Origin of the sequence: Herbaspirillum sp. RTI4 (assembly GCF_034313965.1) — a bacterium.
In the GTDB taxonomy this organism is placed as follows: domain Bacteria; phylum Pseudomonadota; class Gammaproteobacteria; order Burkholderiales; family Burkholderiaceae_D; genus Herbaspirillum.
Window position 1 is genome coordinate 2,963,063 of the sequence record NZ_JAVIWQ010000002.1, and the last position, 15,602, is coordinate 2,978,664.

The window sequence follows — 15,602 nt, forward strand, 5'->3', positions numbered from 1 at the left end:
TCCTAGTCAATCCCCCCTAAATAGGCTTCGAGAACAACCGGGTCGTTTTGCACTTGTTCAGGCGTGCCTTCGGAAATCTTGGTGCCGAATTCCATGACCACCAGATGATCCGTCAGTCCCATCACGAAATCCATGTCGTGCTCCACCAGCAGGATGCTCATGCCTTCGCTGCGCAATTGCCGCAGCAGATCGGCCAGCGCGAGTTTTTCTTTGTAGCGCAAACCGGCGGCCGGTTCGTCGAGCAGCAGCAGCACAGGATCGCTGCACAGCGCCCGCGCGATTTCCAGAATCCGTTGCTGACCCAGCGCCAGCGATCCGGCTTCGACGTGCAGGTAATCACCCAGACCGACGCGCCGCAGGTGGAATTCCGCTTCCTGCAACAAGGCGCGTTCCTGCTTGCGGTCGAGCTTGAACATCGCGGCAGCGACATTCTTCAGGTGATTGCGTCCGGTACGCAAATGCGCGCCGATAGCGACGTTTTCGAGTACCGACATGGTCGGCAGCAATTGCACATGCTGGAAAGTCCGTCCCAGTCCGCGCGCCACGATTTGCCGCGCCCCCAGCCGATCGATAGAAGCGCCGTTGAACATGATCTGACCGGCGGTGATGTCGAGCACGCCGCTGATCAGGTTGAACATGGTCGATTTGCCGGCACCGTTAGGGCCGATGAGGCCGATGATATCGCCCGCTTTCAACTGGAAGCTGACGTCGTTGACAGCAACCAGTCCGCCGAAAGTTTTTCTGGCCTTGACCACGTCCAGAATGAGTTCACCGGCTTGCGGTTTTTGTCGGGCAGACAGCGGTTCCACATCGCCGGTAATGACTTGCTGCTGGCTCGCTGGCTTCAATCGCTGCGGTAGAAAGCGCTGGACTGACTGTGCCAGAAAGGGCCAGATGCCTTCCTGCGCGAATTGCAAAATCAGAATCAGGATCAGGCCATAGACGATGATTTCAATATTGCCGTTAGCGCCCAGCAAACTCGGCAGCCATACCTGCAATTTGTCTTGCAACAGCGTCATGATGACCGCGCCGAGAACGCCGCCCCAGACATAGCCTGCGCCGCCGATGACGGCCATCATCAGATACTGAATCCCCATGTTGATGCCGAAGGGCGTCGGATTAACTGCGCGCTGAAAATGCGCGTACAGCCATCCGGAAAGCGCCGCAAACAAGGCGGCCAGCACGAACACGGTGATTTTGTAGTGGGCAGTATTGACGCCCATTGCCTCGGCCATCGAGGTGCCGCCTTTGAGCGCACGCAGTGCGCGTCCGGCACGGGAGTCGAGCAGATTGGAGGACACCCAGACCGCGCTCAGTACAAAGAACAAGATGAGATAATAAATCGAGCGGCCGCTGTCGAGCACGATGCCGAAAAAGGAGATCGGTTCAATGCCGGAAAGGCCGTCATATTTGCCCAGCCATTCCATGTTGCCGAACAGGTAGTACAGCGACAAACCCCAGGCCAGCGTGGCCAGCGGCAGATAGTGGCCGGACATGCGCATCGTGATTAAACCGATGGCGTAGGCGCAGACGCCGGTAATCAGCAGTCCGGCCAGCAAACCTATCCAGGACGATAAGCCGAAGTGCGAACTCAGATAACCGGTGGCATACGCACCCAGACCGACGAACGCGGCCTGGCCGAAGGAAGTCAGGCCGCCGATACCGGTCAGCAGCACCAGCCCGATGCAGACGATGCTGTACAGACCGATGTAATTGGCTTGCGTGACCCAGAAATTGGGAACAGGAAGCAGCGGCAGCAGTGCCGCCGCGAGTACCAAGAGAAGAATGCCGGGGCGTTTCAACATTATTCATCCCCCCCTTGATGCGGGCTGTTCATGGAGCGCCAGAGCAGGATGGGAATGATGATGGTGAACACGATGACTTCCTTATATTCGCTAGCCCAGAATGAGGAAAACGATTCCAGCAGGCCGACCACTAAAGCGCCGACTGCCGCCAGCGGATAACTGAGCAGACCGCCCAGAATCGCGCCGACGAAACCCTTGAGTCCGATCAGAAAGCCGGAGTCGTAATAGATGGCGGTGGTGGGAACAATCAGGATGCCGGACAAGGAGCCGATAAACGCAGCGAACAGCAGCGACAGTTTGCCGGCCATGGTGGTAGAGATGCCCATCAGTCGCGCGCCGACGCGGTTCATTGCGGTGGCTTTCAAGGCCTTGCCGTAGAGGGTGTAGCTGAAGAACAGCGCCAGCGTCAGAATCAGCAACAGCGAAACGGAGAGGATGACGATGCTCTGCCCGCTGATCTGCATCGGGCCGACAGCGAACGAAACATCCAGATACGGCGTCACGCGTGATCCTTCTGGCCCGAAGAAGAGCAAGCCCATGCCGGTCATCATGAAATGCACACCGACCGAGATAATCAGCAGGATCAGTACTTTGGCATTGGCCAGCCGCTGATAAGCCAGCCGATAAATCATCGGTCCCATCGGCGTGACGACGGCAATGGCGAGCGCGGCTTGCACCAGCAGCGGCCAATGACGCGGGGCGGCCCAGCACACCAGCGCGACAATTGCCAGCGGCAATAGCAATTTCTGCAGCAGCATTGTGGGAATGCTACGCGTGCCTCCCAGTCGCAGCGCGGCGGCCAGATCGAGCGCGGTCGTCAACACGGCCATCGCGGCCAGCAACCAGACCGTGCCGGGTATCGTGCCGGCTTGCAACGCGACCAGCGTCAGCGCGCCGAACGAGACGAATTCGCCTTGCGGCAAAAAAATAATGCGCGTGACGGAAAAAACCAGCACCAGCGCCAGCGATACCAGCGCATAAATCGCGCCGCTGGTAATGCCGTCTTGCGTCAGGATCGTGAAAATAGAAAAGTCCATCGCCCTTAGCCCTCAGATCTGGAGTCGTGCGCCGGGGCGCTGATACGGGATGGAGGGATGCGGCCGCACAAGGGCAGCCGTGAACAGGCGTGGCAAATCATAGGTCTCCTCGGGCAAGGTGGCATCGACGCGGCACCTTGCAATGTCATTTATTTTGATTGTGGCGAACCGGCCTACCCATGTGAGTGATTAGGCCGGTGCGACTTGCCTGTCACTTGCACTTGCTGAGGGAACATCTACTTAAGCTACTGCGCGACGCTTACTCAGAAACCCCTTAGCAAAAGGCGCATATATTTATTAATATGTTAAGTATTAATGTAACATGTTCAATAGTGCTGTCAAGTACAATCTAGACGGCTTTTTTGCAATCCAGCAGGATTGCCGATTGCGATAATTTGCGCAATGTTTAATTGCAGATCGCGGCATTATTCACACTCACTATCTCCGCCCCAGCCATGAGCAATAAATTCCAACACCGAAACCTGCCGATGCTGCTATTGCAGTCGCGTGAATCGGTCATGCGTTATTTTCGCAAGAGTCTGAAACTGCAGGGCCTGACCGAGCAACAATGGCGCGTCATTCGCGTGCTCAATGAATTCGGCGAACTGGAAACCGGCAAAATTGCGGAAGAAACCTGCATCATCGCACCCAGCCTGAGCGGCGTGCTGGAACGGATGGAACGGGACGATCTGATCGTGCGCCACCGGCTTTCCAGCGACCAGCGCAAGGTCTTCGTCGATCTGACTCCGCGCAGCCGGGAACTGGTCAGCAATATCAGCCGCTCGATTGATGTCCAGTACGAAGAGCTGGAACGCGAACTCGGGCAAGAACGTCTGCTGTCGATTTACTCCCTGCTCGACCAGTTGATTGCCCTGCCCGATCCTGCCGAAACCAAAGTCGTGCGGACCAGAATGGCGGTAAAACCAGCGCAAAAAACAATCGCAGACAAAGCCCGGCCCAAAAAATAAAGCGCCAGCGGGTTTTATCCGGTTGACGCTTTTAGTAAGGCCGGTACCGTTTATTGCGCCGAAGCAGCAAAAACCCGCAGACGATGGCCATCCGGGTCCAGTGCCACGAAGGTATCGCCGAAATCCAGCAAGCATATTCCAGAGAATATCCAATAGACGAATGTTGACCCGCATTAGACGACTGGTCTAATTCCATGTATAGTGTCTGCATGGCAACTGAATACAAAGACATCCGGCAGCACATTCTCGACACCGGCAAAACCATCATCATCGGCAAAGGCTTTGCCGCGGTTGGGCTGAACGAAATCCTGTCCACCGCCGGCGTACCCAAAGGCTCCTTCTACCATTACTTCAAATCGAAGGAATTATTTGGCGAAGCGCTGCTGGAAAGCTACATGGCCGACTATCTGGCCGGATTAGCCCTGCGCCTGAATCAAGCCGATGCTACAGCGGCCCAGCGACTGATGGCGTACTGGGACAACTGGATCAGCAGCGAAGACAACGACTACGCCGCCTGCCAATGCCTGGTGGTCAAGCTCAGCGGCGAAGTCTCCGACATGTCCGAACCGATGCGCGCGGCCCTGCTGCGCGGCACCGATCTGATCGTCGAACGGCTGGCCGATGCCATCCGTGACGGGATTGCCGACGGCTCGCTGCAAAACCCGCTCGATGCCACGCTGGACGCCACCCCTACCGCACTCACCCTCTATCAAATGTGGCTGGGCGCCGCACTGCTCACCAAACTCCGACGCGAACCCAGCGCGCTGGAAAACGCCCGGCTCGCCACTCTGCGCTTGCTCAATTTGCACAACTGGCCCGCTCTGCAAGCCAACGACATTCTCTCAAAGGAAATCTGATGACCTCCCAAAGCACCAGCAGCAATCGACGTATCGTCCTCGCACAACGTCCCCACGGCACTCCTACTAGCGCTGACTTCGACCTGCAAACACAGCCATTGCCAGAACCGAAGGCCGGACAACTGCGCTTGCGCACGCTCTACCTTTCGCTCGATCCCTACATGCGTTCACGCATGAACGATGCCAAATCCTACGCACCAGCGGTCGAAATTGGCAGCGTCATGGTCGGCGCCACCGTCTCACTGGTGGAAGCCTCTCAGCATCCCGATTTCCCGACGGGCACAATGGTGCTGGGCGGCAGCGGCTGGCAGGATTACGCACTCTCCGACGGAGCCGATCTGAAAAAGCTGCCCGCTGACATGGCGCAACCGTCCACCGCCCTCGGCGTCCTGGGCATGACCGGTTTCACGGCCTACACCGGCCTGCTCGGAATCGGCCAGCCCCAAGCCGGCGAAACGGTAGTCGTCGCTGCTGCCAGCGGCGCAGTCGGTTCCATCGTCGGGCAGATCGCCAAAATCAAGGGCTGCCGCGTCGTCGGTATCGCCGGTGGCGCAGAAAAGTGCCGCTATGTGGTCGAGGAATTGGGCTTTGACGCCTGCATCGACCACCGTGCCGCCGATTTCCCGCAGCAACTGGCCGCTGCCTGCGACAAGGGTATCGACGTGTATTTTGAAAACGTGGGGGGCGCTGTGTTCGACGCCGTACTGCCGCTGCTCAATGTCAACGCCCGCGTGCCGGTCTGCGGCATGATCGCCGATTACAACCAGACCAGCCTGCCACCCGGCCCGGATCGCCTCGGTTTGCTGACCCGCAACATCCTCACCAAGCGCATCAGGATGCAGGGTTTCATTGTGATGGATCACTACGACCAATATGAGACCTTCAGTACTGAAATGAGCGCCTGGCTCAAAGCCGGCAAGGTCAAGTTCCGCGAAGACGTCGTGGAAGGACTGGAAAACGCCCCGCAAGCCTTCATCGGCCTGCTCGAAGGAAAAAACTTCGGCAAGCTCGTCATTCGCGTTGCTGCCTAAGCAGCTTTACAGGACTTCCGCAACAGGCATTTTGCGGAAGTCCCGCTTAATAAATATTCACAACACCAAAGGAATCCACATGAACGTATTAATGGTATTAACCTCGCACGACAAACTCGGTAACACCGACCATAAAACCGGCTTCTGGCTGGAAGAATTCGCTGCCCCTTACTACGTCCTGAAAGACGCCGGCGCGAAGATCACCCTCGCTTCGCCCCTGGGTGGCCAGCCACCGCTGGACCCAAAAAGCGACGAGCCGGAATCGCAAACCGACGCCACACGCCGCTTCAAGGAAGATGCCGCAGCGCAGTCCATCCTGGCGCACACGCGCCCACTGGCAGAGATGTCGGTAGCTGATTTCGACGGCGTATTCTTTCCGGGCGGTCACGGCCCCCTGTGGGATCTGGCCGAAAGCAAAACCTCCATCGCGCTGATCGAAGCGATGCAGGCCGCCGGCAAGCCCGTCGCGACTGTATGCCATGCGCCCGGCGTATTGCGTCACGTCAAAGCACCAGACGGCACACCGCTGGTCAAGGGCAAGCATGTGACCGGGTTCACCAACACCGAAGAAGAAGCGGTCGGCCTGACCAAGATCGTCCCGTTTCTGGTGGAAGACATGCTCAAGGAAAACGGCGGCGTCTACTCCAAGGGACCCGACTGGCAATCCTATGTGCTGACAGATGGCATTCTGATCACCGGACAAAATCCGGCCTCGTCGGAAGAAGCGGCCAAGGCATTGCTGAAATTGCTGGCCTGATATCCCTTATCCGGAATAAGCCAGCGAAACGATCGCTGGCAACAAAATGAGAACGGCGTCAGATCACCATCTGACGCCGTTTTTTATTCAGCCTTGCTAAAAAATATTAGAAATAATTCTGTCTTTATTCAATAATTCAACGATAATTGAAACATCATTCAATTATCGCCTTCCCCAATGCAAACCAAAGCCAGCCTCAGCGCCCTCGCCGCCCTCGCCCAAGAATCCCGACTGGCGGTATTCCGCCTGCTGGTGCAACTCGGCCCGGAAGGTCTGGCGGCCAGCAAGATTGCCGAGCAATTGTCCGTATCGCCCTCGGCGCTGTCCTTCCATCTGAAAGAGCTGACACATGCGGAACTGGTTCATTCCAGACATGAAGGCCGCTTCATCATCTATTCCGCGAATTTCGACACCATCAACGGTCTGGTCGGTTTTCTCACGGAAAATTGCTGCGGAGGAAATACCTGCTCCCCTGTCCGCACCTGTCACACTGGGGAAACCCTCCCCGCATAAACTCTCATGCCCCTCGTTATTACAGATCAACCCACCAGGGTGACGTGGCTAACCACTTCCGGCCCGAAAAAATAAGAAAATCCTCTATTGTGATAACCGCCTTCAGCATTTTCGTACTCACCCTCGCCCTCGTCATCTGGCAGCCACGCGGTCTGGGAATAGGCTGGAGCGCCTCGCTAGGCGCGCTCGCCGCACTCGCGCTAGGCGTAATTCACCTCGCCGACATTCCCATCGTCTGGCACATCGTCTGGAACGCCACGGCCACCTTTATCGCCATCATCATCACCAGCCTCCTGCTCGACAAAGCCGGCTTTTTCGAATGGGCCGCGCTGCACGTCGCGCGCTGGGGAGGCGGTAGCGGCCGCAAGCTGTTCGTCCTGCTGGTCTTGCTCGGCGCGGCCGTATCGGGTCTGTTTGCCAACGACGGCGCAGCGCTGATCCTCACGCCGATTGTCATTGCCATGCTATTGGCGCTGAAATTCACACCCAAAGCAACGCTGGCCTTCGTCATGGCCGCCGGATTTATTGCCGATACCGCCAGCCTGCCGCTGGTGGTCTCCAACCTGGTCAATATCGTCTCGGCCGATTATTTCAAGATCAGTTTTCCGCGCTATGCCTCCGTCATGGTCCCGGTGAATGTCGTCTCCATCGCCATGACACTGCTGGTACTGATCTGGTACTACCGGCGCGACATTCCCGCCACTTACTCGGTGGCCGACGCCAAACAACCGGTGGAAGCCATCCGCGACCGCGCCACCTTCATCGCCGGCTGGTGGGTGCTGAGCTTGCTGCTGGTCGGCTTTTTCTGGCTCGACGACAAAGGCGTACCGATCAGCCTCGTCGCCTCCGTCGGCGCGCTCATCTTGCTGATCGTCGCCGCCAGAGGCCATGTCATCTCCACCCGCGAAGTCCTCAAACATGCGCCGTGGCAAGTGGTCTTCTTTTCTTTAGGGATGTATCTGGTGGTCTACGGCTTGAGCAATGCCGGCCTGACGGCTTACCTGACCGGCTTGCTCAATCACTTTGCCGACTATGGCGTATGGGGTGCCGCACTTGGCACCGGCGTCCTTACCGCGCTGCTGTCGTCGGTCATGAACAACATGCCAACGGTACTGGTCGGCGCGCTCTCCATTGACGCCACCACCGCGCAAGGCGTAGTGCGCGAAGCAATGATTTACGCCAACGTCATCGGCAGCGACCTCGGCCCGAAAATCACGCCCATCGGCAGTCTGGCCACCCTGCTCTGGCTGCACGTCCTGGCCGGCAAAAACATCACGATTTCCTGGGGATACTACTTCCGTGTCGGCGCAGTGCTGACGCTGCCGATATTGCTGGTGACACTGGCCGCACTGGCCGTCCGGCTGAGTTTTTAAACGCGCCTGCCGCCATACTGCATTTTCATCACTGACTATCAAGGAGCCCTGCCATGACCACAAAGATTTATCACAACCCACAATGCGGTACCTCCCGCAATACCCTCGCCCTGATCCGCAATTCGGGCGAAGAACCCGAAGTCATTGAATATGTAAAACACCCTCCCGAGCGCGCCACGTTACAGAAAATGATTACCGATGCAGGCCTGAGCGTACGGCAAGCAATCCGCGAAAAAGGCACGCCCTATGCCGAACTGCGCCTGGAAAACCCGGCGCTGAGCGATGATGACTTGCTCGACGCCATGCTGCTGCACCCTATCCTGATCAACCGTCCCTTCGTCGTCACCGCCAAAGGCACGCGGCTCTGTCGCCCGTCCGAACTGGTGCTGGCCATTCTGGAAAACCCGCAACAAGCCGCCTTTTCCAAGGAAGATGGCGAAGCCGTGATCGGTGCGGACGGCAAACGTGTCTGAGCATTTCCCTGCTTTGCCCAACATTTTGCCGGAGCTGTTTTACGTCCCTACTAGCAGCGATATAGCCGCCGCAGCGACGGCCACCCATGCGCCGCGCTTTCTGCTGCTGTACGGCTCCTTGCGGGAAACCTCCTACAGCCGCTTGCTCACCTTGGAAGCCGCGCGTTTGCTCGAAGCCATGGGAGGGGAGGTCAGAATATTCGACCCGCACGACTTGCCCTTGCCCGACAGCGAACCCGACACCCACCCCAAAGTGCGCGAACTGCGCGAACTGGCGCAATGGGCCGAAGGCATGGTCTGGTGCTCGCCGGAACGACATGGCGCAATGACCGGCATCATGAAAGCGCAAATCGACTGGCTACCACTATCGATAGGCGCGGTACGGCCAACGCAAGGAAAAACCCTGGCACTGATGCAAGTCTCTGGAGGATCGCAATCGTTCAACGCGCTCAACCAGCTCCGCATTTTAGGGCGCTGGATGCGGATGATCACCATCCCCAATCAATCGTCGGTAGCGAAAGCATTTCTGGAATTTGATGATGCCGGACGGATGAAGCCATCGGCTTATTACGACCGCGTAGTGGACGTGATGGAAGAGTTATTCAAATTCACCTTATTGACACGCAATGTGTCTGGCTTTCTGGTGGATAGGTACAGCGAACGCAAGGAAAGCGCGGAACAGCTTTCCTTGCAGGTGAATCAGCGGGTGCTTTAATTGAGGGGGCTGCACATGAAACCCAAGTCCTTGTTTTTTGATTGTTGCGGATTGCACAAAGCCAACAAATCACCATCCGTTCGTCCTGAGCAGGGACAAAGTCCTGTATCGAAGGATTCAACGCAAGCCGGTAGGAGGCTAACAGCAAAGAGGCCCCGTAAACACACGTTTGATTCTCGTACGGAACCGCAAGGACATGACTCAGAATGCTTGACTTAGTCAGATCAAAGATCGGTTATATGCGCTTGAACCCCTTCGTCGTTCCTCTAGCAACATCGATTTTTCTCGCCGCCTGCGCCACCCAAGCCCCCTATTCCCCGCCGCAGCCGCCAGCACCGTCCGGCTGGGAAAATAATCCGCATCCCGGCGGCACCGGCGAGCCAGTTGCCACAGGCCAATGGTGGACTCGCCTCAACGATGCGGCGATCAGCGAACTGGTCAACGCCTCCTTTGCCGACAATCCCACGCTGGCGCAGGCACTGGCACGCGTCGATCAGGCGCGGGCCGCCGCCGGTCTGGCAGCGGCGCAGAAAATGCCTGGCCTGACGGGCAACCTCAACGCCGGGCGTGCGCAAGTTCAAAATACAGCAGGCATCGGCAACTCGACCACGCTACTGGAAAGCTCCGCAGCGGCGGGTCTCAGCCTGAACTGGGAGATCGACTTGTGGGGCCGCATCAGAGAATCCAACACGGCGGCGCAACGTCGGCTGGAAGCCCGCAATGCCGATGCGCAGGGAGCGCGTTTGTCACTGGCGGCGCAGGTTGCCAGCACCGGCATAGTCTTACGGGCCTGCTATTTTTCCTTGCAGGTACGCGATGCCGATATCGCCTCGCGGGAGACAGAATTGCTACTGACTCGCAAGCGCCGCGCCGTCGGCTATATCGCGCCAGCGGCTGAATTTAGCGCGCAAACCAATCTGGCCAATGCCCGCACCGCACGCATCAGCCAGCAAGAACAATGCACCCGCAGCGTGGATGCACTGGTCGCGCTGACCGGCAAACCGGCCTTCGATATTCGTAGCCTGCTGCAACCGGCGGCCAGTAGCGCAACGAGCAATCAAACCAATAATGATCTGAACAAGCTCACCGGCGACATCGTGCCGGATCAATCCGCGCAAATCATGCCGACGCCGCCGACGATGCAAGCCGCCCTGCCCGCCACCGTACTCATTGAACACCCCAGCCTGGTTGCGGCAGAACGATCACTGGCCGCTGCGTGGTCCGACATCGGCGTGGCGAGAGCGCAGCGACTGCCCACCGTCAATCTGAGCAGCGTTCTGACCGGTCAATGGCTGCACGCGGCCGGTACCTCGCTGGCACTGGACACCTGGTCGGTCGGCGCAGCCGCCGTCAATATTCCGCTGTTCGATGGCGGCGCTGGCGCGGCCAATGTCGATGCGGCTACGGCACGCTATCGCGAAGCTGCCGCCAGCTTTCAGGCCACCTTGCGCAGCGTGGTACAGAATGTGGAAGACGCCCTTGCCGCGCAGACTTCCGCCGAGCAGCGCCTGCAATCGTCGCAAGATGCGGTGGACGCAGCGCACCTGAGTTTCCGCGCCAGTCAGGCACAGTGGCGGGCAGGCGCAATCAGCATCTTCGAGCTGGAGCAAGTCAGGCGTCAGCGCCAGACTGCCGAAGAAAATTTGATTACCGCCCAACGCGATCAGGTGCAAGCCTGGATCAGCCTGATGCAAGCCACTGGTCAGATCGACCATCCGGCCTGAGTTTCAGGCCGCGTACCCAACCGATTACGCACCCCGCACCTCTCTTCAGGATCTGCCCATGAAACACCACGACATATCGACCATGCACAATAAATTCCTCTCAAAACGCACATTCGTGATCGCAGGGAGCGTGCTGCTCATCGTCGTCGTTGCTGGCATCACCATGCTATCGCGGCAGCGGCAAGCCGGTGCGACTACTGCAGCACAAGCTCGCACCGTCCCGGCGCTGACCGTCAGCATCGTCAAACCGGTCGTGGCAATGTGGGATGAAACGCTGACTGCCTCCGGTGCCATTGCCCCGTGGCAGGAAGCGATTATCGGTAGTCAGATCGGCGGCTATCAGCTAGCGCAAGTGCTCGTGAATGTAGGCGACCGCGTCAAAAAAGGACAAACGCTGGCCCGCCTCAATCCTGATCTGCTGCTGGCCGAAGAAGCGCAATTGCGCGCCGCTTACGAGCAAGCCGACGCCAACGCCAAACGCGCGACCTCCTTGCAAGGCAGCGGCGGCATCAGCGATCAGGATGTGCTGCAAGCAACGACCCAATCCAAAACCGCGCTGGCGCAACTGGCGTTCAAGAAATTGCAATTGAGTTATACCAATGTGGTCGCGCCGGAAGATGGCGTGATCAGTGCGCGTACGGCGACGCTGGGTGCGGTAACGGCGACCGGACAAGAACTGTTCAGGATGATCGTCAGGGAGCGCCTCGAATGGCGCGGCGAAGCCACCGCAGAGCAACTCGCACGCATCGTTCGCGGCCAGCGCATTGCACTGACGCTGCCCGGCGGCGGCCTTGCCAAAGCCATCGTGCGCCAGACCGCGCCCTCGCTGGATACCGCTTCGCGCATGGGCCTGATCTATGCCGACATCAGCGACAACGGTACTGCCCGCGCCGGTATGTACGCCAATGGCGCGATTGCCCTGCCCCCGATCAAGGCGCTTGTGGTGCCGGCGCAAAGCGTGGTGATCCGCGATGGACATAGTTATGCGCTGGTGCTGCGCACTGACGGTTCCGATAAAGTCGATCGCCGCATCATCACCACCGGTCGTCTGCAAGGCAACCATATCGAAATTACTGAAGGTGTCACCACTAACGACAATGTGGTCGTCGCCGGTGCAGGCTTTCTCAACGATGGCGATACCGTCCGAGTTGCGGTGCCAGCGCCCCCGGCTAAATCTGTCGCTGCATCCGTTGCTGCATCCGTCGCCACACCAGTTGCTACTGCAGGCAAGGACCTCAAATGAATTTCGCCACCTGGTCCATCCGCAATCCGATTCCCTCGATCCTGTTGTTCGTATTGCTGAGCATCGCCGGGGTCATGGGTTTCCATCAATTGCCGATTCAGAATTTACCCGATATCGAACTACCCACGGTCAATATCACCCTGACCCAGCCCGGCGCAGCGCCTGCGCAACTGGAAACCGAAGTGGCGCGCAAGGTCGAAGACGCTCTGTCAACACTGACCGGACTCAAACATCTGCGCACCTCGATCACCGACGGACAGGTGCAGATCACCGTTGAGTTCGTCCTGGAAAAAAATATTTCCGACGCCTTGATCGATGCCAAAAATGCGGTCGATAGCGTGCGGTCTCAATTACCGACTGATTTGCAGCAGCCCACCGTCAAGGCCGTCACTGTCGGCGGCGAAGCGGTGCTGGTGTATGCCATTGCCGCGCCGGGCATGAACGAAGAAGCGCTGTCCTGGTACGTCGATGACACGGTCAGTAAAGCCGTTCTCTCGGTCCCCGGTGTAGGACGCATGGATCGCGTCGGTGGACTGACGCGTCAGGTGCGGGTGGCGGTCGATCCGGTGCGCATGGCGGCACAGGGCGTGACCAGCGTCGATATTTCACAAGCCTTGCGCAACATGCAGCAGGAATCGTCCGGCGGGCGCGGCCAGTTCGGCCAGGGCGAGCAAGCGGCGCGGGTGATTGCGACCGTGCATCAGGCGTCGGAACTGGCGGCGTTTCCCATTGCGATGAGCAACGGTCGCAAGCTGCGGCTGGATCAGGTTGCCACCATTACCGATGGCAATGCCGAGCGCACGCAGATTGCTTTGCTTGACGGTAAACCGGTCGTAGGTTTCAAGGTGTTTCGCGCCAAGGGCAAGGACGAAACCGTGATTGCCAGCAAGGTCGGCGCCGTTTTGGAGAAACTGCAAGCAGGCAAACCTGAACTCACATTCACCAAAATTTCCGGCACGGTCGGCTATACCCAGGAGCAGTTCGATGGTTCCATGGACATGCTGTACGAAGGCGCGATCCTTGCCGTGCTGGTGGTGTGGTGGTTCCTGCGCGACTGGCGCGCCACGCTGGTGGCGGCATCGGCTTTGCCGTTGTCGATACTGCCGGCGTTTGCCGTCATGTCCTGGTTCGGGTTTTCGCTCAACACGCTGACATTGCTGGCGCTGGCGGTAATTGTGGGCATTCTGGTCGATGATGCGATTGTTGAAATCGAAAACATCGAGCGACACGCGCACATGGGCAAACCGATCTTGCAGGCTGCCGGTGATGCCGTGACGGAAATTGCGCTGGCGGTCATGGCAACCACCATGACGCTGGTGGTGGTGTTTCTGCCGACGGCCATGATGAGCGGCGTTCCCGGCCTGTTTTTCAAACAGTTCGGCTGGACGGCCGTGATCGCGGTGCTGGCGTCGCTCTTGGTGGCCCGAATTCTCACGCCGATGATGGCCGCCTATCTGCTCAAATCGAAGCCGGGCGCGACCGAGCAACAGGACAGCCGCCTCATGCGCGGCTATCTGCGCGCCGTGCGCTGGTGTCTGACGCATCGCAAAACCACAATGGCGGCGGCCACTTTATTTTTCATTGGCTCAGTGGCACTGGTGCCGTTTATTTCCAGCGGCCTGATTCCCCCTGCCGACCGCGGTTACACCACAATCAACATCGAACTACCTCCGGGAAGTTCGCTGCAAGATACGCTGGGCGTTTCCGAAATTGCCCGCGCGGCGCTGTCCGATATCCACGGCATCGATGCGGCATTTACTACCGTAGGCGTATCGCAAGTGGTCGGCGGCGGGCTGCTACAGGCCGGTGAAGTGCGTAACGGCACATTGACGCTGACGCTGTCGGATCGCAAACAGCGGCCACTACAGGGGCAGATCGAAAAGGCGCTGCGCCGCGCGCTGCTGACCGTTCCCGGCGCACGCTTTACGATAGGCAGCGGCGGCCCCGGCGAGAAGATGCAACTGATTCTGGCCAGCGATAATCAAGCGGCGCTCAAAGCCTCGGCGCAAGCGCTGGAACGTGAATTGCGCGGTGTCGGAAAATTGGCCAATATCAGTTCCACTGCCAGTCTGGAACGTCCAGAAATTATTGTGCGGCCGGATCTGCTGCGCGCCAGCGAATTGGGTGTATCCAGCGCGGCCATCGGTCAGGTGGTGCGTGTGGCAACGGCGGGCGATTTCTCTTCCAATCTGGCCAAACTCAATCTCGATAATCGTCAGGTGGACATCAACGTCAGCATTCCTGACGCCGAACGCCAGAACCTGAGCACCTTCGCTAATCTGCGGGTACCGGCGCGCAACGGACTGGTGCCGCTGTCGTCGGTGGCGGCGCTATCGGTGGAAAGCGGCCCCTCCAAAATCGAACGCTATGATCGCCGGCGCTATGTGACGGTCAGCGCCGATCTCGGCGGCATGCCGCTGGGCGAGGCGCTGGCGGCGGCGCAAGCCTTGCCGGCCGTCAAGAAAATGCCGTCGAGCGTGCAATTGATTCAGACCGGCGACGCGGAAATCGCCGCCGAACTGGGTGCGGGTTTTGTGATGGCGATTCTGATCGGCATCGTGTGCGTGTTCTGCGTGCTGGTGCTGCTGTTCCGCGATTTTCTGCAACCGATTACGATTCTGTCGGCGATTCCTTTATCGCTGGGCGGCGCTTTCGTGGCGTTGTTGCTGGCGCATAGCGAACTCGATATTCCCTCCATGATCGGGCTGGTGATGTTGATGGGGATCGTGACCAAAAATTCGATCCTGCTGGTGGAATACACCATCGTCGGCAAACGCGACCGCGGCATGTCGCTTTACGATGCGCTGATCGACGCCTGCCATAAACGGGTGCGGCCGATCGTGATGACGACCGTGGCCATGATTGCCGGTATGTTGCCGATTGCGCTGGGACTGGGCGCGGATGCCAGTTTCCGGCAGCCAATGGCAGTGGCGGTTATCGGCGGTTTGTTGACCTCGACGGCGCTGAGTTTGCTGGTGGTGCCGGTGGTTTTCACGTATGTTGAGCAATTCGAGCACTGGCTGAAGGGGCGACTGCCGCATAAACCGGCAGATCATGCCTCAGCACAGGACAACGAGCCGATTACGGTATCCTGAAGCAAACTGAA

The 15,602-nt window shown here is 58.6% G+C and carries 13 protein-coding genes; 11 read left to right on the plus strand and 2 right to left on the minus strand.

The genetic code is table 11. The features are described 5' to 3' along the window. Positions 1-2 precede the first annotated feature (2 nt). Together RGU70_RS13190 and RGU70_RS13195 are read right to left on the minus strand one after the other, a co-directional pair. A complete protein-coding gene (locus tag RGU70_RS13190; protein WP_322209857.1) occupies positions 3-1,805 on the minus strand; it encodes a branched-chain amino acid ABC transporter ATP-binding protein/permease in 1,803 nt (600 codons plus the stop codon). Further along, positions 1,805-2,842, minus strand: coding sequence for a branched-chain amino acid ABC transporter permease (locus RGU70_RS13195; RefSeq protein ID WP_322209858.1), 1,038 nt, complete (start codon positions 2,840-2,842; stop codon positions 1,805-1,807). The genes RGU70_RS13190 and RGU70_RS13195 overlap by 1 nt, the downstream gene beginning before the upstream one ends. Before the next feature lie 455 nt (positions 2,843-3,297). On the opposite strand from RGU70_RS13195, the gene hpaR reads away from it, so the two are divergent. The 11 genes from hpaR (at position 3,298) to RGU70_RS13250 (ending at position 15,591) form a co-directional block, all read left to right on the plus strand. Then, on the plus strand, positions 3,298-3,810 hold the full coding sequence (gene hpaR, locus RGU70_RS13200) for a homoprotocatechuate degradation operon regulator HpaR (RefSeq protein ID WP_322209859.1): 513 nt from the start codon (positions 3,298-3,300) through the stop codon (positions 3,808-3,810). A 209-nt stretch (positions 3,811-4,019) separates the two neighbouring features. After that, a complete protein-coding gene (locus RGU70_RS13205) occupies positions 4,020-4,667 on the plus strand; it encodes a TetR/AcrR family transcriptional regulator (protein WP_322209861.1) in 648 nt (215 codons plus the stop codon). Next, positions 4,667-5,698, plus strand: coding sequence for an NADP-dependent oxidoreductase (locus RGU70_RS13210; RefSeq protein WP_322209862.1), 1,032 nt, complete (start codon positions 4,667-4,669; stop codon positions 5,696-5,698). The genes RGU70_RS13205 and RGU70_RS13210 overlap by 1 nt, the downstream gene beginning before the upstream one ends. A gap of 79 nt (positions 5,699-5,777) precedes the next feature. Further along, positions 5,778-6,455 carry a type 1 glutamine amidotransferase domain-containing protein gene (locus RGU70_RS13215; RefSeq protein ID WP_322209863.1) on the plus strand — a complete coding sequence of 226 codons (678 nt, stop codon included), beginning with the start codon at positions 5,778-5,780 and terminating at the stop codon, positions 6,453-6,455. 177 nt (positions 6,456-6,632) lie between these two features. Then, the gene (locus RGU70_RS13220; RefSeq protein ID WP_322209864.1) at positions 6,633-6,968 is read left to right on the plus strand and encodes a helix-turn-helix transcriptional regulator; all 336 of its coding nucleotides are present in this window, start codon (positions 6,633-6,635) and stop codon (positions 6,966-6,968) included. An 89-nt stretch (positions 6,969-7,057) separates the two neighbouring features. Continuing rightward, positions 7,058-8,341, plus strand: a complete 1,284-nt coding sequence (locus tag RGU70_RS13225) for an arsenic transporter (protein ID WP_322209865.1) — start codon at positions 7,058-7,060, stop codon at positions 8,339-8,341. Positions 8,342-8,394: 53 nt separating this feature from the next. Further along, positions 8,395-8,814 carry an arsenate reductase (glutaredoxin) gene (gene arsC, locus RGU70_RS13230; protein WP_322209866.1) on the plus strand — a complete coding sequence of 140 codons (420 nt, stop codon included), beginning with the start codon at positions 8,395-8,397 and terminating at the stop codon, positions 8,812-8,814. Continuing rightward, positions 8,792-9,529: an arsenical resistance protein ArsH gene (gene arsH / locus RGU70_RS13235; RefSeq protein WP_416186521.1), complete on the plus strand. Its 738-nt coding sequence runs from the start codon at positions 8,792-8,794 to the stop codon at positions 9,527-9,529. The genes arsC and arsH overlap by 23 nt, the downstream gene beginning before the upstream one ends. Before the next feature lie 239 nt (positions 9,530-9,768). After that, on the plus strand, positions 9,769-11,253 hold the full coding sequence (locus RGU70_RS13240) for a TolC family protein (RefSeq protein WP_322209868.1): 1,485 nt from the start codon (positions 9,769-9,771) through the stop codon (positions 11,251-11,253). Between the two features lie 58 nt (positions 11,254-11,311). Beyond that, on the plus strand, positions 11,312-12,496 hold the full coding sequence (locus RGU70_RS13245) for an efflux RND transporter periplasmic adaptor subunit (RefSeq protein ID WP_322209870.1): 1,185 nt from the start codon (positions 11,312-11,314) through the stop codon (positions 12,494-12,496). Continuing rightward, a complete protein-coding gene (locus RGU70_RS13250) occupies positions 12,493-15,591 on the plus strand; it encodes an efflux RND transporter permease subunit (RefSeq protein ID WP_322209871.1) in 3,099 nt (1,032 codons plus the stop codon). Before RGU70_RS13245 ends, RGU70_RS13250 begins: the two co-directional genes overlap by 4 nt. The last annotated feature ends 11 nt before the right edge of the window (positions 15,592-15,602 follow it).